Here is a 26,375-nt window from a genome sequence, read left to right as displayed (position 1 = left end):
GATCGTACGATCAGGATGCGAACCATGCGCCTGAGTCGTCGCACCCTCCTCGCGGCAGGTCTCACGGCACCGCTGGCGGCCTGCTCCACTCCGCAACGCCGCGGTGCCGGAGGCCCGGTAGAGATCACGTTCTGGTCGGCCCTGCGCGGTAGCCAGCAGGTCGTCGACGCGTTCAACTCCTCGCAGAACCGCATCAGGGTGATCTTCCAGCAGATCCCCTCCGGTGGGCAGGGCGGCTACGCCAAGCTCAGCAACGCGGCTCGTGCGGGCAACGCCCCTGATGTGGCCACGATCGAGTACCCGCAGGTCCCGGGGTACGCCATCGACGGCGTGGCCCGCGACATCACCGACCTCGTGACCGACCGCGTGAAGCAGAAGCTGCTGCCCCAGGCGCTGAAGCTCACGACGTTCGACAACCGCGTGTTCAGCGTCCCCCTCGACATCGAGCCGATGGTCCTGCACTACCGCGCGGATCTGTTCCAGGCAGGCGGTTACGACATCCCGACGACCTGGGACGAGTTCGCGGAGCTCGCTCGCACGGTCCGCTCCGGGAACCCCGCGCAGCGCCTCGCGATCTTCCCGACCGACGGTGGCATGCAGTTCGCCTGCTACGCCTGGCAGGCGGGCGCGAAGTGGTTCGACACGGCGGGGGGCAAGTGGCGCGTGTCGCTCGCGGACGAGCCGACGCAGAAGGTCGCGGCCTACTGGCAGCGGTTGATCGACGAGGACCTGGTCTTCCGCAACGCCGCCGACAGCAAGCAGCACGACGCCCAGCTCGGCCAGGACAAGGTGATCACCCGGCTGAGCGGCGCGTGGGACGCGGGCGCGCAGATGCGGGCCCGTCCGGCGCAGAAGGGCAAGTGGCGGATCGCGCCCATGCCGATCTGGGGTGAGCAGGTCGTCGGCACGCACGGCGGGTCGACGTTCGCCGTCACCAAGGACTCGCAGGAGCCCGAGGCCGCGATGGAGTTCATCGAGTGGCAGTGCACCCACCCCGACGCGCTGACGGCCCGGTTGAAGAGCGGCACCAGCAGCCAGTTCCCGGTCGCGCCGGGGCTCGTCGAGGCGGGCGCCAAGGCGTTCCCCGGCGAGTACTACGGCGGCCAGGACATCTACCGGCTCTTCGAGCAGGAGACCGAGAAGATCCGCGACGGCTGGGTGTGGGGGCCGCGGATGACCGCCACGCAGAAGGTCATGCAGGACGGGTTCGCGCGCGCCGGTGCCGGTTCCGGAACCTTGATCGACGCCATGCGCGAGGCGCAGAGCGGCACCATGCCGGACCTGCGCGCACTCGGTCTGTCCACTGAGGAGGGTGCGAGGTGAGGGGCAAGCTCGCCTGCGCCGTCCTGATGGCGCCGTTCTTCGTGTTGCTCGTCGTCGTGTTCCTCGTGCCGACCGGCACGGCGATCTGGCTCAGCTTCTTCGCCGCCGACCAGCCAGGACTCGGGTTCGGGCCGGAGAGCACGGTGTTCGTCGGCCTGCGCAGCTACGGCGCGGTGCTGAGCGACCCGACGTTCCTCGGTGGCCTCGGCACGGTGGTCCTGTACTGCCTGATCTACATCCCGCTGATGGTGGTCGGCGCGTTGACCCTGGCGCTGCTGCTCGACTCGGGCGTCGCGAAGTTGCGCAGCTGGGCACAGATGAGTCTCTACCTGCCGCACGCCGTGCCCGGCATCATCGCGGCGTTGATCTGGCTCTACCTGTACACGCCGGGGCTCAGTCCGATCGTCGACCTGTTCGCCAAGGCCGACATCCAGATCAACTTCCTCGGCATCCACACCGTGCTGCCGTCGATCGTGAACATCGCGTTGTGGAGCAACCTCGGCTACAACATGGTGATCTTCTACGCCGCGTTGCAGGCCGTGCCGCGCGAGGTGCTGGAAGCGTCCGTCGTGGACGGTGCCGGTCCGGTCAAGCAGGCGTTGCGGATCAAGACGCCGCTGGTGCGCGGCGCGATCGTCACGGTCGGCATCTTCACGTTGATCTGGGCGTTGCAGCTGTTCACCGAACCCGTGCTGCTCAGCCAGTCCACGCCGATGATCAGCGCCCGGTTCTCGCCGAGCATGTACATCTACGACGCCGCGTTCACCCGCAACAACTACGGCCTCGCCGCGGCCGCGTCCGTGATCCTGCTGGCCTTCACGGTCGCGCTGTCCTACGGCGTCACCCGCTGGACGAACAGGAAGGCCGCCTGATGACGCTGCTCGGCCGGACCACGGTGAACGTGGTCGTCGGCGTCTCCGTCCTCTACACCCTGCTGCCGGTGATGTGGCTGGTACTCGCCGCCACCAAGGACGTCGACGCGCTGTTCAACAGCGAACTGTTCGGCACCTTCTCGTTCGTGGAGAACGTGCGCAACCTCTTCTCGATGGACAAGGGCCTGTACTCGCGCTGGTACGTCAACAGCCTGCTGTACGCGGTGATCGGCGCGGGGGTGAGCGCGTTCATCTCGATCGCGGCCGGTTACGCGTTCGACAAGTACGTCTTCCGGCACAAGGAGAAGCTGTTCGGCCTGGTGCTGGCCGCCGTCATGGTGCCGCAGACCGTGCTGGCCCTGCCGCTCTACCTGATGGCGTCCGGGGCGGGCCTGGTGAACACGTTCTGGGCGGTGTTCATCCCGGCCCTGTTCAACCCGTTCGGCGTCTACCTGGGGCGGGTTTTCTCCCAGGGTTACGTGCCCGGCGAGGTGCTGGAGGCCGCGCGCATCGACGGCGCGGGCGACCTCGCCACGTACTTCAAGGTCGCGCTGCGGATGCTCGGCCCCGGCATGGTGACGCTCTTCCTGTTCCAGCTCACCACGATCTGGAACAACTTCTTCCTGCCGATGGTGATGCTGTCCGACCAGAAGCTCTACCCGGTCAGCCTGGGCCTTTACCAGTGGAACAGCTCGGCCACTGTCTCTCCCGAGTACTACCCGGTGGTGATCATGGGATCTCTCTTCGCGGTGCTGCCGCTGATCCTCGCGTTCATGTTGCTGCAACGGTTCTGGAAGGCCGGCATGACCGCGGGAGCCGTCAAGTGAGGGTCGCGGGCGTGATGTCGCCGGAGGCTTCGGCCGCCGTCCTCGCGCCCGTTCTTGCCGATCTGACGTCTGGCTGCGATTTTTTGGGCGTGCACAGCGATTTCTCCTCCGTCCCGGACGTGGATCTGCTCGTCACGGGCTGGGGTTGTCCGCCGATCACCGCCGAGGTGCTGTCGCGGTTGCCTGGGTTGAGGGCGATCGTGCACACGGCGGGGTCGGTGCGCGGCTTCGTCACCGACGCCTGCTGGGACCGGGGCATCGTGGTGTCGTCGGCCGCCCAGGCCAACGCCCTGCCGGTGGCCGAGTACACGGTCGCGATGATCCTGCTGACCGGCAAACGCGTCCTGGAGCGCGCCCGCGCGTACCGCGAGACCAAGCAGATGGCGGTCTACGAGGTGCCCCCGACCGTCGGCAACTTCGGCGCGGTCGTCGGCATCGTGTCGGCATCGATGATCGGCCGCCGGGTGATCGAGCTGCTGGCGCCCTACGATTTCGAGGTGCTGGTGCACGATCCGTTCGTGACCGAAGTGGACGGTGCCTCGTCCGTGAGTCTTGCCGAGTTGTTCTCCCGCAGCGATGTGGTGAGCGTGCACACGCCGCTGCTGCCGGAGACGGTCGGGCTGGTGAGCGGGTCGTTGCTGGGGTTGATGAGGGACGACGCCGTTTTGATCAACACGGCCCGCGGGGCGGTGGTGGACCAGGAGGCGCTGGTGGCGGAGGCCGGGCGGATCCGGGCCGTGCTGGACGTGACCGATCCGGAGGTGTTGCCGCCGGAGCACCCGTTGTGGCGCAACGACGCCGTGCTGATCACGCCGCACCTGGCCGGGTCGCAGGGCAACGAGTGGGGGCGGCTGGGGCGGCACGCCGTGGAGGAGGTTCGGCGGTGGGTGGCGGGGGAGGAGTTCGCGACGCCGGTGCCGGCGGACCGGAGGGAACGAATCGCATGACGGAAAGGCGTGGAGTGAAGCTGCCAGACCCCGACCACACCCTCAGCCCCCTCACCGGCCTCACCCGCGAGCACTGGGTGGCCGCCGCCGACGGTCTGCTTGCGGCCGCTTGGCGTCATGCGTCCCCTGACCAGGCCTTTCTGGATCTTCCGGGTCGTCCGTCGCGCAGCGGTGTGCGGTCGGACGGCCTTGAGGGTTACGCCCGCACGTTCCTCGCTGCCGCCTTTCGGACTGCGCACGGCGACGACCCCCACAACCTGCTCGAGCGGTACGCCTTCGGACTTGCCGCGGGGACGGCGGGGGAATGGCCTGCGATCTTCGACGTCGGTCAGCCCATGGTCGAGTCGGCGTCTGTTGCCTTGGGGCTGCGGCTCACCAAGCCTTGGTTGTGGGACAAGTTGCCCGGGGCCGTTCAGGATCGTGCCGAGGCGTGGTTGCGGGGGGCGCTTCGGCACGTGCCGGCCGCCAACAACTGGTACTTCTTCCCGTACACGGTGGCCTCGTTCCTGGAGCACGTCGGGCGTGGTGACGATGAGACCCGCCGGGCTCGGCAGCGTGCGATGGAGTTGTTGGAGGGCTGGTACCGGGGGGACGGGTGGTACTCCGACGGTGACGGGCGGGCGTTCGACCACTACAACGGGTGGGCGCTGCACCTCTATCCGGCGCTCGACGCCCATCTTGACGGTCAGCCTGTCACGACGCGCCTGCGGTCGCATCTGGACAGTTTTGCGTTGCTGTTCGGGGCGGATGGGGCGCCGATCTACTTCGGGCGGTCGCTCACCTATCGGTTCGCTGCCGCCTCGGCTGTGGCGTTGGGGGCGGTCACCGGTGAGACGCCGCTTCGGCCGGGGCAGTCGCGGTACCTCATCAGCAACTCTCTGCGGTACTTCCTCGATCGCGGTGCGTTGACTGACGGTCTGCTCAGCCTGGGGTGGCACGGGGCGCACTCGGCCAGCCTTCAGCCTTACTCCGGGCCTGCCTCGCCGTATTGGGCGTCGAAGGCGTTCGTTTGTCTGCTTGCTGACGCTGAACATCCACTGTGGACATCGGTGGAGGAGGCGGTTGACGAGGACCGTGTGCTTGCGTTGCCCGGGCCTGGGTTCTTGATTCAGCGGCATCGTGGTGTTACTCGGTTGCACAACCACGGCAGCGATCATGTTCGGCCGTTCGAGGGGGAGTACGCGACTGAGGACGATCCGTTGTACAGCCGGTTTGCCTACTCGACGTCCACTGGGCCTACTTCTCGGTACAACGTTGCGGACAACCACCTGACGCTGATCATCAACGGAGTTCGCAGTGTTCGGCGTCGCATTCACCCGGTGGGGGCGGCCGGGAACTGGGCCGCGTCGTGGCATCGGCCCGTGTTCGACGCTCATCAGCCGATGGTGCCCGGGGTTCGGGTGGAGAGTGTTACGGCTGTTTGGGACGACCAGGAGTTGCGCATTCATCGGGTTGTCGGGGCGCCTTTTGGTACCGAGGTCGAGCTCACCGGTTGGGCTACCGATCTGCCGTCCTCGCTGGTCAGCGTGCGGGGGTGGACCGGGGTGGGTTCGCATGTGGCGCCTCAGGGGACGGCGTTCGCCGGCGGTGTCGCGGTTCCCTCTTTGACTGCTTCGATTGAGGGGACTGTGGTGCTCGCCGCCGTTGCTGTGCTGGGTGGGTCGGTGCAGGAGGCTGACTGGGAAGGGCGGGTTTCGGAGGTTCTTGGGCAGGTCGGGTGGGGTGAGGCGGGGTAACGCGGCGGCGGCAGGGCCGATGTAGGGATGTGCGCATCGCCCTTTTTGTTGTTGTCGCGGTCCTGCTTGCCGGATGCACTTCCGAGCCCGAGGCTGCCCCTACGCAGGCGCCTGCTGTTCAGACGACTGTTGAGCAGCCTGCCGGTAGTGGGCCTACCTGTGCCAACGCCAACTCGTCTGTGGTGGGGAAGGCGTTGAACCTGCGGTTGCAGGGACAGCGGGAGACCGTGGACAAGGCTGTTACCACGTGTAACTACGTGGGGGCTGGGATGCCGGTGGAGGTTCGGTTCACCACCAACGTCACCGCGGCTTCGTTCGCTCAGGGGCGACCGGAGAAGGCCAAGGTGGTTGAGGGGTTGTTCGACGAGGCTTACGAGTCGTCGGCTGGGGGAGCGGAGACTGCTCAGCACACGGTGGTTGCGCGCAAGGGGAAGACTCAGATCGAGGTCATGTCGCCGGCTGGGGTTGAGCCTTCCAAGAAGCTGATCACGGATCTGTTCAGCCGGGTTTGACCCTTCCGTGCGGGTCGACTTGTGTTGGCTGGTTCCTGTTCCAGCGGGGTGGGTTGCGTTCGGTTGGTTGGGCTGCGGTTGCGAGGGTGCTCGCGTAGGTCGTGACGAATGAGCGGGGTTGCGATTGGGGCTTGACCTTGAGCCTCTAGCTGGATGCATTCGCGGCCTCAAAGGCCGGGGATAGAAGCTCCCCGGCCGGACCGGACAGGTTGGCATCCAGCCCCTCAAGGTCAAGCCCCAATCGCCATGAGCGGCGGAACCGGTTCCCAACCCGGTAGCAGCCCGTTCGGGCTCGCTTCGCTTCGCCACGCCAGGATTCTTAGGTGGTTGGCGTGCGTTGGTGGCCGCCGGTTGCGTGCGCGCGCCGGGCCAAGACGGTGGTCACCTTGCGTTCGCGAGTGCGGTTGCGTGCGTGCGTGTGGGCTAGACCGGCACGTCGAAGAACGACTGCACGTGTGCGCCCGGCGCCAGCCAAGGTGCGAGGAGAGAGTGGGCTCGGGTCGGGTCGCGGTGGAACAGGCCCACTCGTACGGCGAACACCACGTCGAAGCGGCGGTCGCCCAGGTTTGCGTCCTCCAGTGAGGCGATCAGGAATTCGGCTCTGCCTGAGGACACGTAGGGGGCGTTGCGGCGGGTGGCCGCCTCGATCATTTTCACGGAGCGGTCTATTGCCGTGTAGGTGCCCGTGGTGAGGAGTTGGCAGACCATGGTGGCTGCTACTCCTTGGCCGCAGCCGATTTCCAGCACTCGGGAGGTCGGCTGGATCGCGAGTTGGCCGACCACGTCCCGCAGACGCTCGCTCATGGTCCACATCATGCGTCAGTGCGGCGGGCGGGGCTACTCCCGCAGCCCCGCCGAAGGTGTTAGCCGAGGCCGCCCAGGTTGACCATCCAGTTGACGCCGTACTGGTCCACCAGGTCGCCGTACTCGTCGCCCCACATCTGCTTTTCCAGCGGCGTGCCCACTTTGCCGCCCTCGGCGAGTTTGGTGAAGTAGGTGCGGAGCACCTCTTCGTCGCCGGAGAGGGACATCGTGACGCGTGCGCCTGGCTGGTAGTCCATGCCGGGGGGCGTGTCGGACGCCATGATCGTGTAGCCGAGTTCGGTTTCCAGTTGTGCGTGCATGATCTGGTCGGCCTGCGGCGTGTCCTGCATGCCGAACTCGCCGAACGTGTTCATCTTCAGTTCGCCGCCGAAGATCGAGTGGTAGAACTCCATCGCCTGGCGGGCCTGGCCGTCGAAGCTGATGTACGGGTTGAGGCGAGTGGCCACCGGAATCGCTCCTTCAGAAGAGACGGGCCCGAATCCTCGCAAACCCTTGGCGTGTCTACAACTTGAACTTATTCCGTGATTCCGGGGTCACCCTGTGCCACCTTGCCTGCGTACACGAGTGTGGCTTCGGGGGTGAGCGGGTGGAACGTGCCCGCGCGGACGTCGCGGTAGGCGCGTTCCAGGGGTGAGCGCTTGAAGAACGACCGTCCACCCAGGACCTCCATGGCCAGGTCGACGACCTCGATGGCTTCGAGGACGGCCTGGCGCTTCGCGAGCATCACGGTGACGGTCGACTCGGCGTTGGCGGTGTAGTCGGTGCCGAGTTCCTCGATCGAACCCATGAGCGACCACCAGGCGGTGCGCAGTTTGTAGTCCATCAGCCCGATCTGGCGGACGGCGTTCTTCGACGTCGACTTCACGGCCACGTCTCGCGCGCCTGCCGCGATGCCGTAGTAGGTCGCGCCGCAGATCGGGGCGAAGTGCACGATCGCCGCGAACAGGGGGACGCCGAACTCGCCGTACGGGCGCTTTGCCGCGATCTTGTCGGCCGGGATGAACACGTCTTCGAGCACGACGTCGTGGCTGGCCGTGCCGCGCATGCCCAGCGTGTCCCAGGTTTCCTCGATGCGCACGCCGTCGGCGTTCAGGGGCGCGCTGAAGTGCAGGACCTCCTCGCCGAGGACGGCTGACGTGGCGACGACGTTCGCGCGCGGGGACTGGCTGCAGAACGCCTTGCGGCCGTTGATCAGGAAACCGCCGTCGACGGGCGTGGCGGTGGTGGTCGGCCACAGCCAGTCGGAGCCGCCGCTGGTGGCGATGACCAGGCCTTCCGCGGCCACGCGGCGCAGCACGCCCTCCGCGTCCGGTGCGCCCTTGCGTCTGCGGTAGACCTGCATCAGCGTGAGGTAGAGGTGCATCGTGACGGCGAGGGCGGTGGCGCCGTCGTGCCTGGCCAGTTCGGCCTGCGCGTAGCAGACCTGGCGGGTGGTGGCGCCGAGCCCGCCCAGTTCCTCGGGTACGGCCAACGCCAGGTAGCCCTCCTCGCGCATGGCCTCGTAGGCCTCGCTCACGAACGTGGCTTCGCGGTCGTGCTCGGAGGCGTGCCGGGCGGCGATGGCGCCGATGCGGGCCGCCATGTCCACGAACTTCGCGTCGTCGTCTCTGGTGACGGTCGGGAACGTGCCGGTCACCCTTGGTGTCTCAAGTGTTGTCATAGGACGAAAGTAGGAAGCCGCAAGGCCCGCGGGTAGTTCTGAAAGTGAACCGGACGGCGGTAACGAAACGCCTTCCCGGGCGGAGACTTCCCCTGTGAGGACCTATGCGCAGTACTGCCCGATCGTCCGCGCCGTCGAGGTGCTGGGCGACCGGTGGACGTTGCTGATCGTGCGGGACATGCTGGTCGGTGCCTCGCGCTTCAACGAGATCTCCCGCGGCCTGCCGGGGCTCTCGCGCGCGTTGCTGTCCCAGCGGCTGCGGCAGCTGGCGAAAGCTGAGCTGGTGCTGCGCACCGGGGACGGCTACGAGCTGACGCCGGCCGGGCAGGCGCTGCGGCCGCTGGTGTTCGGGCTGGCCGACTGGGGTGCCCGGTACGCGTTCGGCGACCCGCGGGCCGACGAGCTCGACCCCGAGGTGCTGATGTGGTGGATGCACGGCCGCGTCGACACCGGGACGCTCGACAAGCGCGCGAACATCGAGGTCCGCATCAGCGACCGGCGCCGCACGTTCTGGCTCGTCGTCGAACCCGGTGACGCCTCCATCTGCTACACCGACCCCGGGCTCGAGGTCGACGCCGTGCTGGCGTCCGACATCGCGACGCTCTACCGGATGTGGGAGGGCGAGGTCGACCTGCTCGACGCGGTGCGGGCGGGCACGATCGAACTGACCGGGACGCGGTGGGTGGTGCGCGGGCTGCCGGCGTGGCTGAAGCTCAGTCCGGTCGCCGAGATCGTGCGAGGCGCCCGCGTCTGACTGGGCACAACTGGCAAATTCGCGCTCCTGACCTGCGCGAACGAGAAACTTCAAGATTTTCTGGGCTGTCGTGTCGATCCGGGGTGGTGCCCGTTCGACTCATCAGTGAAGGCACACAGCAGCCCAGGAGGAACTCGACATGACCGCCACGATCACCACCCCCGCCGCCACCACCGCGCCCGTCGCCCGCAAGTCCGCGTTCGCCCGTCACCTCACGATCGTGACCCGCGTGCTGACCGGCCTGCTGTTCACCACGACCGGCTTGAACGGGTGGTTGAACTTCATGCCCGCCCCGGATCCGAGCACGATGGCGCCCGCCGGGGTGGCGTTCACGCTGGCGCTGGCCGCGACCGGGTACATGCTGCACCTGGCGTCCGCCGTGCAGGTCGTCGCGGGACTCTTCCTGCTGACCGGCCGGTTCGTGCCGCTGGCGCTGGCGCTGCTGGCCCCGATGATCGTGAACATCGTGCTGTACCACGTGTTCCTGGAGACCGAGGGCCTGCCCGTGGGCATCTTCGTCACCGTCGCCGTGCTCGGTCTCGCGTGGGCCTACCGCGACAAGTTCCGCCCGATGTTGCAGGCTCGCTAGACCGCACAAGCGAAATCCCCCGTAGGCACCTCGCCTGCGGGGGATTTTTCGTTGTGGGACAAGGAATCTGTGGCCTGGTGTCGATTTCGGACGGTCTGGTTCGACGTATCAGTGAGAGCCGGAAACGCCTGAGAGGACAGGGAAATGTCCACGACCCGCTGCGCCACCGCCGTCCTGCGAGTGCTGGTTCGCGGCCGGGTCGCGCCCGTGGTCCTGACGGCCCTGAACGTCCTGCTCGACACGAGCCACCTGCTCACCGCGGTGCTGATCGCGCTGGCCGAGCTCGTCGTGGCCCTGCTACCGGACGAACGCGGCCAGCAGCGCCTGCACCTCGTAGACGTCGACGCCCTTGCCGAACTGCTTGGAGATCGGCACGTCGTGGCTGGAGACCCAGATCTTGAGCTCGGCGTCGAGGTCGAAGTGACCGGCCGTCTCCACTGAGAACTGCGTGATCGCCTTGTAGGGAATCGAGTGGTACTCGACCTTCTTGCCCGTCATGCCCTGCTTGTCGACCAGGATCAGCCGCCGGTCGGTGAACAGGAACGAGTCGCGCACCAGCTGGTACGCCGCGTGGATCTGCTCGCCGTGCGAGAGCAGCCGCCCGAACTCCTTGGCGGCGTCCCGCGGGTCGAGCTTCGAAGCGTTCCCCATCATTCCGCTGAGAAGTCCCATACGTCCACGTTTACCAGGCTTTCCGAAAGATTGTCCCGGTACTGGGCTTCTCCTGTGCGGACGCTTCCTCGACTAGCCCGAAAGTGGATCTCAACAACCACTCGATCGGGGAGAACGACACAATGCGCAACCACCTAGTCGGAGCCGCCGCACTCATCGCAGCCACCGCTCTGCTCGTCGGATGTTCCAGTGCTCCAGCACAAACCACTGCCGGAACGGACCAGGCGCCGACGACCGACCAGATCAAGGCGTTGTTCGCCGACTGGAACGCCTCCCTCGCGACGGGTGACCCACAGAAGGTGGCTGATCGCTACGCTCCGAACGCGGTTCTGCTGCCGACCGTCTCGAACCAGGTGCGCTCCACGCGTGCCGAGATCGTCGACTACTTCGAGCACTTCCTGCTGGGCAAGCCGAGCGGCAGCATCCTCGACTCGCACGTCGCCGTCCTCGACGCCGACGACGCGATCGACGCGGGCACCTACCGGTTCGCGCTCACCAAGGACGGCAAGGCGACGACGGTCGACGCCCGCTACACGTTCGTCTACGAGAAGATCGACGGGAAGTGGCTCATCGTGAACCACCACTCGTCGGCGATGCCGGAGCAAGTCTGATCCGCACGCACAGGCCGCCGCTTCCCGCCGCCTCCAGCGTGACGGCCCCGCCGTCGTCGGTGACGAGCTGCTTCACGATCGCGAGGCCGAGCCCGGACCCGCCCTTGCCGGTCAGGCCCTGGCCGCGCCAGAACCTGTCGCACGCCCGCGCCCGGTCGGCCTCGGGCAGGCCGGGACCGGAGTCGATCACCTCCAGCAGGCCGGGCCGGGTGGTGCGGAGGAGGATCGTGGCGCCGTCGGGGGAGACCTCCAGGGCGTTGGACAGCACGTTGTCCAGCACCTGCTCCAGGTGGCCGGGCGTGGCCAGCACGCGGATGTCGAACCCCTCGCTCACCAACGAGATCGAGCGTTCGTCGGCGGCCGCGCGCCACGCCGTGAACCGTTCGGCGACGACGTCGAGCACCTGCACCGGTTCGGGGTGGGCGACGTCGGCCTCGGCGCGGGCCAGCGCGAGCAACCCGTTGACCAGCCTGGACATCCGCACCACCTCGGCCGTCGCCATCTCGACGTCCTCGCGCACCAGCGGGTCGTCCACGCCGTCCGCCACGTTGTCGAGCGAGAGCCGCAACGCGGTCAGCGGCGTGCGGAGCTGGTGCGAGGCGTCGCCGATGAACGCCCGTTGCGAGCCGACCAGCGTGCCGATCGTCTCGGTGGCGGTGTTCAACGTCCTGGCGAGCGTGCGGGTCTCGGGCGGCCCGGTCTCCTCGGCCCGCGCGGTCAGGTCGCCGTCGCGCAGCCTGCCCGCCATCGCGTTGAGCTCCCGCAACGGCCGGGTGACCCGTTTCGCGAGCCACAGCCCCAGGAACGCGGCCAGGATCAGCACGCCGACGGCGAGCGCGGCCCGGAAACCCCAGATCTGCCAGAGCCGCTGCGTGATGGGACCGTCCGGATAGGACAGCCGGATCGCACCGACCACCGTGCCGTCCGGGGTCTTCGCCGGGACCGTGAGCTTGAGGCCCTCGTCGTCCCAGACCTTCGACTCCGGCTGCGGTTCGAGCACGTCGATCTGGCCGGGCGTCTGGCGTTCGTAGGCGTCCACCAGCGCGTTCAACGACCTCGTGTCGCCGGACGCGAGCAGCAGCGCGGCGGTGTCGGCCTCGCGCCGCGCGGTGTTCACGGCGTCGTCGTAGAGCTGCTGGTTCAACGTGAACGCCACCGGCACCGTGAACGCCGCGATCGCCACCGCGACCAGCAGCAGGTAGCTCCAGGCGAGCTGCCTGATCACGTGAGCACCAGCCGGAAACCCACGCCCCGCACAGTTTCCAGCGACGCGGCGTCACCGAGCTTGCGGCGCAGCACCCCGACGTGCACGTCGAGCGTCTTGGTGGGGCCGAACCAGTTCTCGTCCCACACCGCCTCCATGATCTGCTCGCGGGTGAACACCGCGCCGGGGTCCTCGGCGAGGAACGCGAGCAGGTCGAACTCCTTCGGCGTCAGCTCGACCTCGCCGCCGTCGAGGTGCACCCGCCGCCCGCGCCGGTCGATCCGCACCCGCCCGTGCCGTTCCGGCTCCTTCGCGGCCGGCTGCACCCGCCGCAGCACCGCCCGCATCCGGGCGACGACCTCCCGCACCCCGAACGGTTTCGTGACGTAGTCGTCGGCGCCGATCTCCAGCCCGACCACCCGGTCCACCTCGTCCGACCGCGCGCTGATGACGATGATCGGCACGTCCGAGCGCGCCCGCAGCTCACGGCAGACGTCGAGCCCGTCCACGTCGGGCAGCCCGAGGTCCACGAGCACCAGGGCGAAGTCCTCCGCCGCCAGCGCTTCCGCACCCGTGCGCACCCACCGGACCTCGAACCCGTAGCGGGACAGCCCTCGCGTGAGCGATTCCGCGATCGGCTCGTCGTCCTCCACCAGCAGCACCCGCATGGGCGCTGATCATTCCACTGATCGCGGCAGGGCGTTCCGGAGCCGGATGCCGCTGAAGTCGTGGCCACTGGCGACGACCTCGTCCCAGAACGCCCAGAGGTTCGCGAGCACCCGCAGTTCGATCCCCGCCTCCTCGTGCACCGCGAACAGGTCGCCGACGCGTTCGGCGGGCCCGAGCGGCACCACGGTCTCGGTGGCGACGTGCGCGTGCCCGCCCCCTTCGCCCTCCTCGCCGAACGGCCGGAACCGCGCCGCGTCGAACCGGTACGCGTACAGCTCGACGGTCCGCATCCGTTCCAGCCACCCGTACTCGACGGCGTGCACGCGCCAGGCGTCCGTCCATGTCAGGACTCGCGGGCACTGCCGGGGAAACCAGTAGTCCGGGGCCCGTCCCGCGTCCACCGCCCACACGTACTCCCCGGCCTGCCGCGCCGTCGCCGCCAGGTGCGGCACGAACCGCGCGATCCCCGGATCCTCGGAGAAGTGCATTACCTGATCGTGTTCGGGGCGCATGTGGTCATACTGGCCCGCATGCGGAGGCTCACGCTCGCGGTTCTGCTGGTCCTCACCGGCTGCTCATCAGGCGGCGCGGACAACTCCGTCGGCTTCACCGCCGTCGATCTCACCGCCACCCCGGAAGCCCTGGCCACGCACAACGATCTGCTGGTCATCGGCACCCGCCCGGCCGACCACCCGGAACTCGTGACCCGCTCGGCCGACGGCAAGGTCAGCAACTCGCGGCTCACCCCCGCGACGCCGTACGGCAAGGAAGCGCACTGGTACGGCATCACCTCCGACGGCATGACGATCACGGGCGTGGGCGGCGAACGGGGTGGGGCGCACGGCAACGTCCGCTGGAGCGCGTGGACCGGCGACACCCGTGCCATCACCGAGAAACCGCAGGCCTTCAGCACGTTCGGCGGGTACGGCGCGGGTGAGCTCATCGGCCCGGTGCGCACCGCCGCCGGTCCGTTGATCATCGGCACCTGGCAGAGCGCCAAGGCGGGCCTCGACATCGCGGCGTGGAGCTACGCCGCCGACACGTGGACCAGGCAGCCGTCCGCGGGCACGGTTCTCGAGAGCTCGCAGGAACTCCTGCGCTTTCCCCTGGCCGTGACGCAGAACGGCGACGGCGCGCTCGTCACCGGCTGGCAGATCGCCAAGGGAGTCGTGAGCGCCGCGGTCTGGCAGTTCGACGGCACCACCTGGACCACCGCGATCCTGCCGGACGGCGACGCGGCGCTGGCCGGTCGGTGCTGGAACGGCACGTGCCAGGTCGTGGGCAGGGCGAAGGGCAAACTCGCGTGGTGGTCGGGCACCGGCGCGGACTGGAAGAAGCTCACCACCCCGGACATCCCGGTCGATGACGACATGACCCTCGCCGCACCCGTGGACGTCAACGGAACGCCGACGCTTCTCGTGGACCACAACGGCGTCAAGCTGGTGTCCGAAAAGGACGAACGACCGGCGGACGGCCCGTCCGGCGCGGTGGTGGCGGCGGAGAAGGCGGGCGGTCAGGTGTTCGTGATCGCGGGCGGCCGGCTCTGGCGCATTTCTTAGGGTCCCCTAATCCATCTGGCCCCGCTGTTTGTGACGCGGTTCACGCCGTTCGGGCGAGCGTCCGGTGCGCCGCTCGGGCGTCTGCCCTGCTCCGCGTCGGTGCAGTTACCCTCGATGTTCGAGGCGCTCCGCAGAGTGATGCCGGTTTCTGATCACATTGCGCTGCTTGTCCCACGTCTTCTGGTCAATGCATTCACCCAGATGCGTCACATCCATCGTGGCGAACCGGAACTTCACGCTGAATACAGCGATACGGCCGCACAATGGTCACGCTTGAGCACACAATTCACGAGAGTCAACTGTGGATGTGGCTGTTCCGCCCACCTTTCCTCCACGCATGGGTGACTATGGCCCGGTCAGTGGGCCTCCACGCAATGGTGGGGGTGGGCAGCGGTCCGCCTGAACGGCGGTTAATCTCTTGCAACTCGTCCACTGCAATCCAGTGAGCCGAAGTCGCAACCACCGGGGAGAGGACTGAACACGGGTGGCCGGATTTCTGTTGCGGCGGTTGGTCAACTACGTGGTGCTCGCCCTCGTGGCGACGTTCCTCGCGTTCACGTTGGCCTCCGCCACCTTTGACCCGATCGGGGTGTTGCAACAACGCAACCCACCGCCTCCGGCGGCATCGATCGAGGCGAAGAAACGAGACCTGCACCTCGACCAGCCGATCCCGCAGCGGTTCGTGACCTGGATGAGCGGTGTGGTTCAGGGCGACTTCGGTCGCACCGTCGCGGACCGCCCGATCACCGACGAACTCGGCCGGCGGATCGGCGTGAGCTTGAGGCTGTTCCTGCTGGGCATCACGTTCGGCATCGTGTTCGGCGTGCTGCTGGGCGTCGTGAGCGCGATCCGGCAGTACAAGTTCAGCGACTACTTCGCGACCCTGTTCAGCTTCATATTGCTGTCCATGCCCGTTCTGGTGCTCGGACCGCTGCTCAAGCTGGGTGCCCAGGGCCTCAACGACGCGATCGGCAGCAACGTGCTGATCTTCGTGGGCGAGACCACCCCCGGTTTTCAGGGGAACTGGTTCGAGCAACTGGGGGACCGGTTGCAACACCTGATCCTGCCGACGCTCGCGATCGCGCTCGGCCAGATCGCCTTCTACAGCCGCTACCAGCGCTCGTCGATGCTCGACGTGCTCGGCAGCGACTTCCTGCGCACCGCCCAGGCCAAGGGACTCACCCGCCGCAAGGCGCTGTTCAAGCACGGCCTGCGCACCGCGCTGATCCCGATGGCGACGCTGTTCGCGTTCGGGTTCGGCCTGCTCGTCGTCGGTGGCACGTTCACGGAGAAGATCTTCACCTGGTACGGCATGGGTGACTGGCTGGTCGTCGGCATCGGCTCGCAGGACGCGAACATCACCGCCACGGTGACGCTCTTCGTCGCCGTCTGCGTGCTGTTCTCCGGCTGGCTGGCCGACGTGCTGTACGCCGCGCTCGATCCCCGAATCCGCGTGAACTAGGCAAGGTGACGACGACGTGACCGTGATCCTCAACGAGGGCGACGCCGCCGGAACCACCGGTGCCGCCTCGGGCAGCCCAGTCGACGCTGCTCCCGAACCCGAAAAGGCGATGACACGAGGCAGGCTCGTGTTCATCCGCTTCATGCGCAACAAGCTGGCCCTGGTCGGGCTGGTCGTCATCATCGGCATGTACCTGATGGCGTTCGTGGGCCCGCTGCTGTCGAAGTGGACCTACGACCAGCAGGACTACGCGGCGTTCCTCGAGCCGCCCTACGCCGACCACATCTTCGGCACCGACAAGATCGGTACCGACATGTTCGCGCTCACCATGCGCGGACTGCAGAAGTCGCTGATCATCGGCCTGCTCGTGGCGCTGATCTCGACGACCATCGCCGCGGTCGTCGGTGCGGCCGCCGGGTACTTCCTCGGCATCGCCGACAAGACGCTCATGTGGGTCGTCGACCTGCTGCTGGTGCTGCCGTCGTTCCTGATCATCGCGATCCTGAGCCCGTGGTTCAGGGGCAAGTCGTGGTGGCTGCTGGTGCTCATGCTGGCGGCGTTCCAATGGATGATCACCGCCCGCATCGTCCGCGGCATGACGCTGACCTTGAAGGAACGCGAGTTCGTCAAGGCCGCCAAGTTCATGGGCCAGCCGGCGCGCAAGATCATCGCCAAGCACATCGTGCCGAACATGGCGTCGCTGCTCATCATCGACGCGACGATCAACGTCGGATCGGCGGTGCTCGCCGAGACCGGCCTGAGCTTCTTCGGGTTCGGTGTGCAGTCGCCCGACGTCTCGCTCGGCACCATGATCGGCCTGTACGCGGAGTCCGCGACGACCTTCCCGTGGCTGTTCCTGTTCCCGGCGGGCTTCCTCGTCGTGTTCGTGCTGGCGGTGAACTGGGTCGGCGACGGTCTGCGGGACGCGCTCGACCCGACGTCCACGCGCGTGCGCCGCAAGGAGAAGAAGACCAAGGAGAAGGCCGCCGCATGACCACCTCGGAGATCCAGTTCGACACGCCGGCGACCCCGGCCACCGAGGGCCCGGTCCTGCAGGTCGAGGACCTGCACGTGTCCTTCCCCAGCGAGGCGGGCCGCGTGCACGCCGTGCGCGGGCTGAGCTACCACGTCTCACCGGGCGAGGTCCTCGGCATCGTCGGCGAGTCCGGCTCGGGCAAGTCCGTGTCGTCGCTCGCCGTCATGGGCCTGCTGCCGTCCTCGGCGCGCATCAGCGGTTCCATCAAGTTCCAGGGCCGTGAGCTGATCGGCCAGAGCGACGCGGAGCTGTCGAAGATCCGCGGCCGCCGCATCTCGATGGTGTTCCAGGACCCGTTGTCCGCGCTGACGCCGGTCTACACCGTCGGCGACCAGATCGCCGAGGCGATCCTGGTGCACAAGAAGGGCGCGGTCTCGAAGGCCGCCGCCAACAAGCGCGCGGTCGAACTCCTCGACCTCGTCGGCATCCCGAACGCCGTCGAACGCGCCAAGGCGTTCCCGCACGAGTTCTCCGGCGGCATGCGGCAGCGCGCGGTGATCGCGATGGCGATCGCCAACGACCCCGACCTGATCGTCGCCGACGAGCCGACCACCGCGCTCGACGTGACGGTGCAGGCGCAGGTGCTCCAGCTGCTGGAGACCGCGCAGGAGGTCACCGGCGCCGGCATCGTGATCATCACCCACGACCTCGGCGTCGTCGCCGGGTTCGCGGACCGGTTGATGGTCATGTACGCGGGCCGCGCTGTCGAAAAGGGCAACGTCGACGAGATCTACCAGCAGCCGCGCATGCCGTACACGCTCGGCCTGCTCGGCTCGATCCCGCGGCTCGACGTCAGCGAGAAGCAGGCGCTCGTGCCGATCAAGGGCAACCCGCCGTCGCTCACGGATCTCCCCCCGGGGTGTCCGTTCGCGCCGCGCTGCCCGATGGTCGTCGACGCCTGCCACACCGCCGAGCCGCCGCTGGTGGACGTCGACGGCTCCGTCGAGCACCTGGCCGCGTGCATCCGCACCAACGAGATCGCCGCGACCGACGCCGAGGGCGCCGAGGCCGCGGTCGAGATCTTCGGTGCCGAGGTGGCCGACGAGCCCGAGGTCGCGAAGATCCCGCGCGACCAGCGCGACATCGTGCTCGAGCTCGACCAGCTCGTGAAGGAGTACCCGGTCAACAAGGGCGTGGTGTTCAAGCGCCGCGTCGGCACCGTCCACGCGGTCGCGGGCATCTCGTTCGACATCCGCGAGGGCGAGACCCTGGGCCTCGTCGGCGAGTCGGGCTGCGGCAAGACCACGACGCTGATGGAGATCCTCAACCTCCAGAAGCCCATGGGCGGCGAGATCTCCGTGCTCGGCACGAAGTCGTCCGATGTGGACAACAAGCGCCGCTTCGCGATCCGCCGCGACATGTCCGTGGTGTTCCAGGACCCGATGGCGTCGCTCGACCCGCGCCTCACGATCCACGACTGCATCGCCGAGCCGATGCAGGTCCACGGCTACGCCAAGGACGAGATCAACCGGCGCGTGCCGGAGCTCATGCGGCTCGTCGGCCTGCGGCCCGACCAGCTGTCGCGCTACCCCGGTGAGTTCTCCGGCGGTCAGCGGCAGCGCATCGGCATCGCGCGGGCGCTCGCGCTCGAACCCAAGCTCGTCGTGCTCGACGAGCCGGTGTCGGCGCTGGACGTGTCCATCCAGGCGGGTGTCATCAACCTGCTGGAGGAGCTCAAGTCCAAGCTGGGCCTGGCCTACCTGTTCGTGGCGCACGACCTGTCGGTGGTGCGGCACATCGCGGACCGGGTGGCCGTGATGTACCTCGGGAAGATCATCGAGATCGGCGAGGTGGACTCGGTGTTCGACGCGCCGCGCCACCCGTACACGCAGGCACTGCTGTCGGCGATCCCGATTCCCGACCCCGTCAAGGAGCGTCAGCGGGAGAGGATCATCCTCACCGGCGACCTGCCGAGCCCGGCGAACCCGCCGTCCGGCTGCCGCTTCCGCACGCGCTGCTTCCTGCACGCGTCGCTGCCGCCCGAGCAGCAGCGCCAGTGCATCGAGGTGGAGCCACTCCGCGAATCGCAGGCCGAGGACCACGAGGCGGCCTGCCACTTCGCCCAGATTCGTCAGGTCCTCTGATGCATCCGTCGCCTCAGAGCACCTACGAGCACGAAGGAACAGTGTCCCCGGCAACTGGTGTCCGGGCACGAGGGAGGTTCACGACAGTGAGTCGACGTACCAAGGTGGGTGTGATCGCCCTTTCGGCGGTCGCCCTCACGCTTACCGCGTGTGGTGGGCCCAGCAACAACACTGGGGACTCCGGGCTCAAGGGCGCGGACAACGCGATCGGCCAGGCGGACATCAACCCGCAGGACGCGTCCAAGGTCAAGGACGGCGGCGAGTTCCGCTGGCCCGTCGACCAGCTGCCCGACAACTGGAACTACAACCAGCTCGACGGCACCAACGCCGACGGTCGTCGCATGATCGACACGATGCTGCCGAACCTGTGGAAGCAGAAGGCCGACTCGACGATCGAGGTCAACAAGGACATCCTCGACGACGCGAAGCTCGCCTCGTCGGACCCGCAGGTCGTCGAGTACAAGATCAGCTCCAAGGCCAAGTGGTCGGACGGCACCGCGCTGTCGTGGCAGGACTTCGAGGCGATGTGGAAGTCCCTCAACGGCACTGACAAGGCGTTCGAAGTCGCCAGCACCACCGGCTACGAGGACATCGAGAAGGTCGAGAAGGGCGCTTCCGACCAGGACGTCAAGGTGACGTTCAAGAAGAAGTTCGCCGAGTGGAAGGGTGGCCTGTTCTCGCCGCTCTACCCGAAGGCCATGTCCTCCTCCGCCGAGGAGTTCAACAAGGGCTGGGCCGACACGCCGAAGATCACCGCTGGTCCGTTCAAGATCGGCACGATCGACCGCACCGCGAAGCTCGTGACCGTGGTCCAGGACCCGGCGTGGTGGGGCCAGAAGCCCAAGCTCGAGAAGATCACGTTCCGTCAGGTCGACCGTCCCGCACTCGCGGACGCGCTCGCCAACGGCCAGATCGACTTCTTCGACATCGGCTCCTCCATCGACAACTTCACGCGTGCCAAGTCGATGCAGGGTGTGACGATCCGCCAGGCGATCACGCCGGACTACTCGCACATCACGTTCAACGGTGCCGACACGTCGATCCTCAAGGACGCCAAGCTCCGCGTCGCGCTGCAGCGCGGCATCGACACCAAGACGATCACCAAGGCCCTGCTCGGCCAGATGATCAAGGGTGACGCGCAGGTCACGGGTAACCACTTCTTCCTGCTGGGTTCCGCGGGCTACAAGGACAACTCGTCCGTGGCGTCGTTCGACAAGGAAGCCGCGAAGAAGCAGCTCGACGAGCTGGGCTGGAAGCTCGAGGGCGAGACCCGCAAGAAGGACGGCAAGGAGCTCGTCGTCCGCTACGTCATCCCGACGCCGAACCCCACCTCCGACCAGATCGCGAAGCTCGTGCAGTCGCAGCTGAAGGAGATCGGCGCCAAGGTCGACATCCAGGCCGTCCCGTCGACGGACTTCTTCAAGCAGTTCGTGAACGTCGGCAACTTCGACATGACCGGCTTCCGCTGGCTGGCCTCGGCCACGCCGATCTCGGACAGCAAGAGCATCTACACGCTCGACCCGACCAACACCAACCAGAACTACGGCCGGATCGGGTCCGAAGAGGTCAACAAGCTGCTGGAGCAGGCCAACGGTGAGCTCGACGACGCCAAGCGTCTCGAGATCGCGAACGAGGCCGACAAGAAGATCTGGGAGCTCGGCCACCAGCTGCCGCTGTACCAGCTGCCCGGCGCGGTCGCGGTCAAGAGCAACGTCGCCAACTTCGGTGCCGTCGCGTACGCGAACCGTCCGTACGACTACATCACCATGGGCTTCACCGAGTGATGCAGTGACGTGCCGTTAGGCTCGTGAACGGCCCGGCGGGGGTCCTCTCCGCCGGGCCGTTTTCTTTCTGTTTGGAGCTTGTCTTGCTGCGTTCCCGGGTTCCCGCGTTGCGCTACGGCCTCACGACCACGGCGGCCGTGCTGCTGGTCTGCCTCGTGGTCGCGTCGTTGTCCTGGCTGTCCTATTTGGACGGTCGTGCCTCGCTGGCGTCGATGACCGCGCGCGATATGGGCGAGGTCGTGTCCTATTCGGACGGAGCGGTCGAGGTGCGCTGGCCCGCCGGCACCGCGCGCGTTCCTTATGAAGACGGCGATCGGGTCGTCGGCAAGCAGGCGCAGATCGCGTTCGACCCCGCCGACCCGTCGCGCGCGGTGATCCCGGGCTCGGACCTGCTGGTGTCGACCGACCGCGCTCTGGGTGGCGTGACGTTCGCGCTCGCGGTGGCGTTGCTGGTGCTGTTCGTCGGCGGCCTTCGGTTGTTCCTGGCGGTACGCGCCGCTCGTGCCGAGGCCGTGACCGTGTCGGTGCGGCGCATCCGGCTGCAGTCGGGCCTGATGGTGCGCTCGTGGCTGGAGATCGACGGCCCGGTCGAGCGTTGGCTGCCCGTCTACTACGACCCGGTGCTCGTGACGCTGCCGTCGCCCGCCGACGTGGAACTGCGCGGCGGCCGGGTCGCCGTGATCGACGGCGTGACCGTCTACCCGTCCGGCCGCCCGGTGACGAAGCACCCGCGCGGCCGCCGTCTGGACAACCCGGTGCGCCCCGACCCGGAAACCCGCGCGCCCTCGGGCCTGGTCGCCCACCTCAGGGTCGACGCGGTGTTCATCGTCCCGGCGCCGTTCGTGGGCCTGTTCTGGGCCTACCTCGACGGCACCGGTTTCACCGGCTGGATCACCGCGACCGTGATCGCCGCCGTGCTGGGCTTCTGGTGGGGCGCGTACCGGGGTTCCGACCCGTCGTAATGCTTTGCCCCTGGTGAACGACCTCCTGTCGGGAGGCCGCTATGACCCAGGTCACACTGCGCGTGCACGAGGACGGCGCCGACGACGAACGCGTCGAGCAACTCACGTCTTTCCTGCGCACCGAACTGTCCGAACTGCTCCCCGTCTCCGCTGCTCCCGGCTCGGCCCCGGACGGCGCCAAAGCCGTCGACGTGGCCGACCTCGGCACCCTCCTGGCCACGGTCGCCCAGTCCACGGTGCTGGCCGCCCTGATCAACGCCGTGTCGTCGTGGCTGGGCCAGCGCCGCGAACGTTCGGTCACCATCGAGGCCGACGGCGAGCCCCTGGAGTTGACCGGCGCCCCCACTCCTGAGGAGCTGGAACAGCGTTCCGCGTGGCTGGGCCGCCGCCTGCACCGCCACGCCCTGATCATCGCGAGCCACGTCTTCGCCGACCCGGGCCTGTCGTCGTTGCGCGCCCCGGCCCACGACGCCGCCCGCCTGAGCGAGGTCCTCGCCGACCCGCGCATCGGCGGCCTCCACGTCCGCACCCTGATCAACTCCTCGGCGGCCGAGATCAACGAGGCGGTGGAGGACTTCTTCGCCGACCGGGCCCCGGACGACCTCCTCGTCCTGCACTTCTCCGGCCACGGCGTCAAGGACGAGGCAGGCGAACTCCACTTCGCCACCTCCAGCACCAAACTCTCCCGCCTCGCGGGCACCGCGGTCTCCGCGGACTTCGTGGCCCGCCGCATGAACCGCTCCCGCTCCCGCCGAGTGGTCCTGCTCCTCGACTGCTGCTACTCCGGCGCCTTCGGCCGGGGCATGGTCGCCCGCGCAGGCGGTTCGGTGGGTTTGGAGGAACAGTTCGGCGGCAGCGGCCGGGCCGTCATCACCGCCTCGTCCGCGATGGAGTACGCCTTCGAGGGGGCCTCGGTGGCCGACGCCTCGGAGGGCGAACCGTCCGTCTTCACCTCGGCCCTGGTCGAGGGCCTCGAATCGGGCGACGCCGACCGCGACCAGGACGGCCACGTGGGCCTCGACGAACTCTACGAGTACGTCTACGACCGGGTCCGCCGCGTGACCCCGCACCAGACCCCGGGCAAGTGGATGCTGGACGTGCGAGGCGACCTCCGCATAGCCCGCCGCGCCCGCCCGGTCTCGGTGCCGTCCGCGCTCCCGTCGGAACTGCAGGAGGCCATCGACCACTCGCTGCCGGGCGTGCGGGCGGGGGCGATCCCGGAGTTGCTGCGCATGCTGACCGTCGCGCACGAGGGGCGGGCGTTGGCGGCGCGGCTGGCGTTGCGGAGGCTGGGGGAGGACGACAGCCGGATGGTGGCGTCGGCGGCGCGCGAGGCGCTGGGGGAGCCGGCGGCCGACACCGTTGCGCCACCCACGCCAGCCGCCTCCCCGACTACTTCGAAACGCTCCGCGACCCCGCCGTCGAGCGCACGGCCAGCATCCTCACCGACTTCGAAACCCGCCGCTCCGGCATCCACCTCGAAACCCGCCGCCGACCGCACTCCGCGAAAACTGTCGGTGCCGCCTGCGACGATGGGAGTGGGGGCTTCGGACTCCCCGGAGGGGGTCGAGGCCGGATCGATTCCGAAGGCGCCGCGACTCCAGCTCCCGGCCGCATTGCCGCGCCTCGTCGCGGGCTTGGCGCTGACGCTCCTGGTCATCGGCATGATGACGATCCCCGGCGGCATCCTGACCCACCTCGGCGACACCAGCCCGAACACGTTCGTCTTCGCGGCCGTCTGGCCCTGGGCACTGACCGCGGCTCTCTTCGCCCTGACCGTCCGCGACCACCCGTGGTTGCCCGGCGCCACCCTCGGCCTCCTGGCCGGCACGACCGGACTGCTCAGCGGCGGCGAAACCTTCGCCTGGATGCCCTACGCCCTGGCCGCCACCGCCCTGGCCGTGACCGCGGCGACAAGCCGGACCTGGCTGACCGCAGCCGCAGGAGTCGTGGGCGCCGCAGGCGTCTTCGTGGTTGCGTACTCAGCCCACGACCTCATGTCCATCAACGGCGACGGCGAAGACATCGCCGTCCTCACCACCGCCGCCGCCCTGACCGCCACCGCCGCCTACACCACGTGGCGCTCCCAGGAGTGGCCGCAAGCGATCGCCCCGGCCCTGCTCCTGGCAGACGCGGTCCTCGTGCTCACCGCGGAGGTCCCGCAGTACGTCACCCACGCCGCCCTGGCGGCCCTGATCGTCGTCCCCCTGGCCGCCGCGATCACCACAGCCCAAGCCCGGCTGGCCGCCTACCTGGTCATCGCGGCGGGAATCCTCGTCAGAGCCAACGACTACGTCTCCGCCACCGAACCGACGTTCACCAGCGTCGCCCACGTGGCCCTGCCGGTGGCAGCCGCGATGGCCGCCTACTTCTCCGCCTCCCGCTGAGCCGCCTTCCGCCGCTTCCCCTCGTGCATCGCCACCACCCGCGCGACGGGAATCGTGTGTCCCTCCGCGATCAGGTCGTCGGGCAACGTCTGCGGCGCGGGCATCAAGGTAGCCCAAGGGTCCCCGTCGAACCGGGTCCGCACGGTGAAGTCGGCAGGCGTCACGTCCGGCAGCGACTCCCAAGGCACCGGAAAGGAGATCGGCAACCCTTCGCGCAGCCGAGGCGAGTAGGCGGCCACCACCGTGGCTCCCCAGGAACGGGTCGAGTCCAGGAAGACCTTCCCACCCCGCTCCGCCCGGATGTAGGCCGTGGTGGCCAGGGCGGGATCGAGCTTCTCCGCCCGCACCGCCAAGGCCCGGGTGGCCGCGGCGACGTCGTCGGGCGAGTGCGCGACCAGAGGCACGAAGATGTGCACCCCCTTGGCGCCACTCGTCTTCACCACGCCGGACAGCCCGGCATCGGCCAAGGCGGCCCGCACCAGCAAAGCCGTCTGCACCACGACGTCGAACCCCGAACCCTCGGGCGGATCGATGTCCATGACCAGATGCGTCTGCACGTGGTCCTCGCCGAAGTGATCCCCGAGGTACAGCGGCACGTGGTACTCGACGGCGCGCTGGTTCGCGAACCACATCAACGTCTGCTCGTCGTCGCAGATCGCGTACTTGATCGTGCGGTGCGACGCCTCGGCCCACACGTCGACCGTCCGCACGTAGGAAGGCGTGTACTTGGGGACGTTCTTCTGCATGAACGGGTCCTGCCCGCGCAGGATCCGCCACACCGACAGCTGCCGCCCCGCCAGCACCGGCACGAACCGCGAGGCCACGAACTCCAGGTACGACACCAGGTCGCCCTTGAGCAGCCCGCCGAACAACGGCTGGTCCAAGGACGAGAACTTGAAGGAACTACTGCTCATCGGGGACCTCCAGGGAGTCGCGGGCGGCCCACTCCAGCAGCGGCTCGATCGACCACACCGCGTCGTCGATCCCGGCGTGCAGATCCCCCAGCGAAGCGAAACGAGCGGGCACGGTCGCGATGGTGAAGTCGTGCGGGTCGACGTCGGGGATCTCGGACCACAGGACAGGTGTCGACACCGTGGCTTCGGGATAGCCGCGCACCGAGTAGGCGCTCGCGATCGTGCGGTCGCGGGTGTTCTGGTTGTAGTCCACGAACACCAGGGACGGGTCGCGGTCCTTGCGCCACCAGGTCGTCTCGACGTCGTCCGGGGCGCGTCGCTCCACCTCGTGCGCGAACGCCAACGCGGCCTTCCGCACGTCCTGGAAACCGAAGTCGGGCTTGATCCGCACGTAGATGTGCAGCCCCTTGGAGCCCGACGTCTTCGGGAACCCGGTGGCGCCGAGTTCGGCCAGCACCTCCTGCACGACCAGGGCCACCCGCCGCACCCGGTCGAACGAGCAGGTCGGGCCGGGGTCGAGGTCGATGCGCCACTCGTCGGGCTTCTCGGTGTCGGCGGCGCGCGAGTTCCACGGGTGGAACTCCACAGTGGACATCTGCACCGCCCAGATCACGTCGGCGAGGTGCGTGACGCACAGTTCGTCCGCGTGGCGGTTGTAGCGCGGGAAGTGCACCCGCACGGTCCGCACCCACGGCGGTGCGCCGTGAGGAAGCCTTTTCTGGTGCACCTTTTCGCCCGTGACGCCGGACGGGAAGCGGTGCAGCATGCACGGCCGTTCCCGCAACGCGCGGACGATGCCGTCGCCGACGGACAGGTAGTACCGCGCGAGATCCAGCTTCGTCTCGCCGCGCGCCGGGAAGTAGACGCGGTCGGGGTTGGAGATCCGCACGACGCGGTCCTCCACCTCTAGCTCAACAGCCGGAGACTGGCCCATGCCCGCCACGCTAGCCGCTTCTAGGCTTTTCCTCAGCCCGAACGGTGTTTGC

At 68.1% G+C, this 26,375-nt stretch carries 25 protein-coding genes; 16 read left to right on the top strand and 9 right to left on the bottom strand.

The features are described from left to right. The first annotated feature begins 24 nt into the window (after nt 1-24). From JNUCC0626_RS19665 to JNUCC0626_RS19640, 6 genes are all read left to right on the top strand, one after another. A complete protein-coding gene (locus JNUCC0626_RS19665; RefSeq protein WP_394621224.1) occupies nt 25-1,323 on the top strand; it encodes an ABC transporter substrate-binding protein in 1,299 nt (432 codons plus the stop codon). Beyond that, nucleotides 1,320-2,195, top strand: a complete 876-nt coding sequence (locus JNUCC0626_RS19660) for a carbohydrate ABC transporter permease (protein WP_394621223.1) — start codon at nt 1,320-1,322, stop codon at nt 2,193-2,195. The genes JNUCC0626_RS19665 and JNUCC0626_RS19660 overlap by 4 nt, the downstream gene beginning before the upstream one ends. Beyond that, the gene (locus tag JNUCC0626_RS19655; protein ID WP_394621222.1) at nt 2,195-3,022 is read left to right on the top strand and encodes a carbohydrate ABC transporter permease; all 828 of its coding nucleotides are present in this window, start codon (nt 2,195-2,197) and stop codon (nt 3,020-3,022) included. The genes JNUCC0626_RS19660 and JNUCC0626_RS19655 overlap by 1 nt, the downstream gene beginning before the upstream one ends. Continuing rightward, a complete protein-coding gene (locus tag JNUCC0626_RS19650; protein ID WP_394621221.1) occupies nt 3,019-3,969 on the top strand; it encodes a hydroxyacid dehydrogenase in 951 nt (316 codons plus the stop codon). Before JNUCC0626_RS19655 ends, JNUCC0626_RS19650 begins: the two co-directional genes overlap by 4 nt. Further along, on the top strand, nt 3,966-5,705 hold the full coding sequence (locus tag JNUCC0626_RS19645) for a DUF2264 domain-containing protein (RefSeq protein WP_394621220.1): 1,740 nt from the start codon (nt 3,966-3,968) through the stop codon (nt 5,703-5,705). Before JNUCC0626_RS19650 ends, JNUCC0626_RS19645 begins: the two co-directional genes overlap by 4 nt. Before the next feature lie 182 nt (nt 5,706-5,887). After that, on the top strand, nt 5,888-6,217 hold the full coding sequence (locus JNUCC0626_RS19640) for a hypothetical protein (RefSeq protein WP_394621219.1): 330 nt from the start codon (nt 5,888-5,890) through the stop codon (nt 6,215-6,217). Nucleotides 6,218-6,640: 423 nt separating this feature from the next. Here JNUCC0626_RS19640 and JNUCC0626_RS19635 read toward each other — a convergent pair whose 3' ends face one another. The 3 genes from JNUCC0626_RS19635 to JNUCC0626_RS19625 all read right to left on the bottom strand — a co-directional run bounded on the left by JNUCC0626_RS19635 (nt 6,641) and on the right by JNUCC0626_RS19625 (nt 8,702). Continuing rightward, the gene (locus tag JNUCC0626_RS19635; RefSeq protein ID WP_394621218.1) at nt 6,641-7,021 is read right to left on the bottom strand and encodes a class I SAM-dependent methyltransferase; all 381 of its coding nucleotides are present in this window, start codon (nt 7,019-7,021) and stop codon (nt 6,641-6,643) included. Nucleotides 7,022-7,080: 59 nt separating this feature from the next. Further along, the gene (locus JNUCC0626_RS19630) at nt 7,081-7,488 is read right to left on the bottom strand and encodes a VOC family protein (RefSeq protein WP_394621217.1); all 408 of its coding nucleotides are present in this window, start codon (nt 7,486-7,488) and stop codon (nt 7,081-7,083) included. 68 nt (nt 7,489-7,556) lie between these two features. Then, complete coding sequence (locus JNUCC0626_RS19625; RefSeq protein WP_394621216.1) at nt 7,557-8,702, bottom strand: acyl-CoA dehydrogenase family protein; 1,146 nt, start codon at nt 8,700-8,702, stop codon at nt 7,557-7,559. Between the two features lie 94 nt (nt 8,703-8,796). On the opposite strand from JNUCC0626_RS19625, the gene JNUCC0626_RS19620 reads away from it, so the two are divergent. Beyond that, a complete protein-coding gene (locus JNUCC0626_RS19620) occupies nt 8,797-9,456 on the top strand; it encodes a winged helix-turn-helix transcriptional regulator (RefSeq protein WP_394621215.1) in 660 nt (219 codons plus the stop codon). Nucleotides 9,457-9,595: 139 nt separating this feature from the next. Then, complete coding sequence (locus tag JNUCC0626_RS19615; protein WP_394621214.1) at nt 9,596-10,045, top strand: DoxX family membrane protein; 450 nt, start codon at nt 9,596-9,598, stop codon at nt 10,043-10,045. A gap of 297 nt (nt 10,046-10,342) precedes the next feature. On the opposite strand, the gene JNUCC0626_RS19610 is transcribed toward JNUCC0626_RS19615, so the two are convergent. Beyond that, on the bottom strand, nt 10,343-10,717 hold the full coding sequence (locus tag JNUCC0626_RS19610; protein WP_394621213.1) for a PH domain-containing protein: 375 nt from the start codon (nt 10,715-10,717) through the stop codon (nt 10,343-10,345). A gap of 122 nt (nt 10,718-10,839) precedes the next feature. On the opposite strand from JNUCC0626_RS19610, the gene JNUCC0626_RS19605 reads away from it, so the two are divergent. Next, nucleotides 10,840-11,328 (top strand): SgcJ/EcaC family oxidoreductase, encoded by a 489-nt coding sequence (locus JNUCC0626_RS19605; RefSeq protein ID WP_394621212.1) that lies wholly within the window; start codon nt 10,840-10,842, stop codon nt 11,326-11,328. On the opposite strand, the gene JNUCC0626_RS19600 is transcribed toward JNUCC0626_RS19605, so the two are convergent. The 3 genes from JNUCC0626_RS19600 to JNUCC0626_RS19590 are packed head-to-tail and all read right to left on the bottom strand — an operon-like array spanning nt 11,285 to nt 13,689. After that, nucleotides 11,285-12,553 (bottom strand): sensor histidine kinase, encoded by a 1,269-nt coding sequence (locus JNUCC0626_RS19600; protein ID WP_394621211.1) that lies wholly within the window; start codon nt 12,551-12,553, stop codon nt 11,285-11,287. The two genes, JNUCC0626_RS19605 and JNUCC0626_RS19600, sit on opposite strands and share 44 nt — an antisense overlap. Beyond that, nucleotides 12,550-13,200: a response regulator transcription factor gene (locus tag JNUCC0626_RS19595; RefSeq protein ID WP_394621210.1), complete on the bottom strand. Its 651-nt coding sequence runs from the start codon at nt 13,198-13,200 to the stop codon at nt 12,550-12,552. Before JNUCC0626_RS19595 ends, JNUCC0626_RS19600 begins: the two co-directional genes overlap by 4 nt. 9 nt (nt 13,201-13,209) lie before the next feature. Next, complete coding sequence (locus JNUCC0626_RS19590) at nt 13,210-13,689, bottom strand: DUF6886 family protein (RefSeq protein WP_394621209.1); 480 nt, start codon at nt 13,687-13,689, stop codon at nt 13,210-13,212. A 42-nt stretch (nt 13,690-13,731) separates the two neighbouring features. On the opposite strand from JNUCC0626_RS19590, the gene JNUCC0626_RS19585 reads away from it, so the two are divergent. From JNUCC0626_RS19585 to JNUCC0626_RS19555, 7 genes are all read left to right on the top strand, one after another. After that, nucleotides 13,732-14,760 (top strand): hypothetical protein, encoded by a 1,029-nt coding sequence (locus JNUCC0626_RS19585; RefSeq protein WP_394621208.1) that lies wholly within the window; start codon nt 13,732-13,734, stop codon nt 14,758-14,760. Nucleotides 14,761-15,244: 484 nt separating this feature from the next. After that, nucleotides 15,245-16,222, top strand: coding sequence for an ABC transporter permease (locus JNUCC0626_RS19580; protein ID WP_394621207.1), 978 nt, complete (start codon nt 15,245-15,247; stop codon nt 16,220-16,222). A 16-nt stretch (nt 16,223-16,238) separates the two neighbouring features. Next, nucleotides 16,239-17,216 (top strand): ABC transporter permease, encoded by a 978-nt coding sequence (locus JNUCC0626_RS19575; protein WP_394621206.1) that lies wholly within the window; start codon nt 16,239-16,241, stop codon nt 17,214-17,216. Beyond that, nucleotides 17,213-19,342: a dipeptide ABC transporter ATP-binding protein gene (locus JNUCC0626_RS19570; protein WP_394621205.1), complete on the top strand. Its 2,130-nt coding sequence runs from the start codon at nt 17,213-17,215 to the stop codon at nt 19,340-19,342. The genes JNUCC0626_RS19575 and JNUCC0626_RS19570 overlap by 4 nt, the downstream gene beginning before the upstream one ends. 86 nt (nt 19,343-19,428) lie before the next feature. Then, nucleotides 19,429-21,126, top strand: coding sequence for an ABC transporter family substrate-binding protein (locus JNUCC0626_RS19565; RefSeq protein ID WP_394621204.1), 1,698 nt, complete (start codon nt 19,429-19,431; stop codon nt 21,124-21,126). An 83-nt stretch (nt 21,127-21,209) separates the two neighbouring features. Next, nucleotides 21,210-22,088, top strand: coding sequence for a hypothetical protein (locus JNUCC0626_RS19560; RefSeq protein WP_394621203.1), 879 nt, complete (start codon nt 21,210-21,212; stop codon nt 22,086-22,088). Nucleotides 22,089-22,129: 41 nt separating this feature from the next. After that, on the top strand, nt 22,130-24,475 hold the full coding sequence (locus JNUCC0626_RS19555; RefSeq protein WP_394621202.1) for a caspase family protein: 2,346 nt from the start codon (nt 22,130-22,132) through the stop codon (nt 24,473-24,475). Here the strand turns inward: JNUCC0626_RS19555 and JNUCC0626_RS19550 are convergent. Next, nucleotides 24,454-25,389: a DNA polymerase domain-containing protein gene (locus JNUCC0626_RS19550; protein WP_394621201.1), complete on the bottom strand. Its 936-nt coding sequence runs from the start codon at nt 25,387-25,389 to the stop codon at nt 24,454-24,456. The two genes, JNUCC0626_RS19555 and JNUCC0626_RS19550, sit on opposite strands and share 22 nt — an antisense overlap. Next, the gene (ligD, locus tag JNUCC0626_RS19545) at nt 25,379-26,323 is read right to left on the bottom strand and encodes a non-homologous end-joining DNA ligase (RefSeq protein ID WP_394621200.1); all 945 of its coding nucleotides are present in this window, start codon (nt 26,321-26,323) and stop codon (nt 25,379-25,381) included. Before ligD ends, JNUCC0626_RS19550 begins: the two co-directional genes overlap by 11 nt. Nucleotides 26,324-26,375: the final 52 nt, after the last annotated feature.

Source organism: Lentzea sp. JNUCC 0626 (assembly GCF_043632865.1).
Classification (GTDB): Bacteria; Actinomycetota; Actinomycetes; order Mycobacteriales; family Pseudonocardiaceae; genus Lentzea.
Note: the sequence above shows the minus strand (reverse complement) of the source record. Positions and strands in the feature narration are given on the sequence as shown.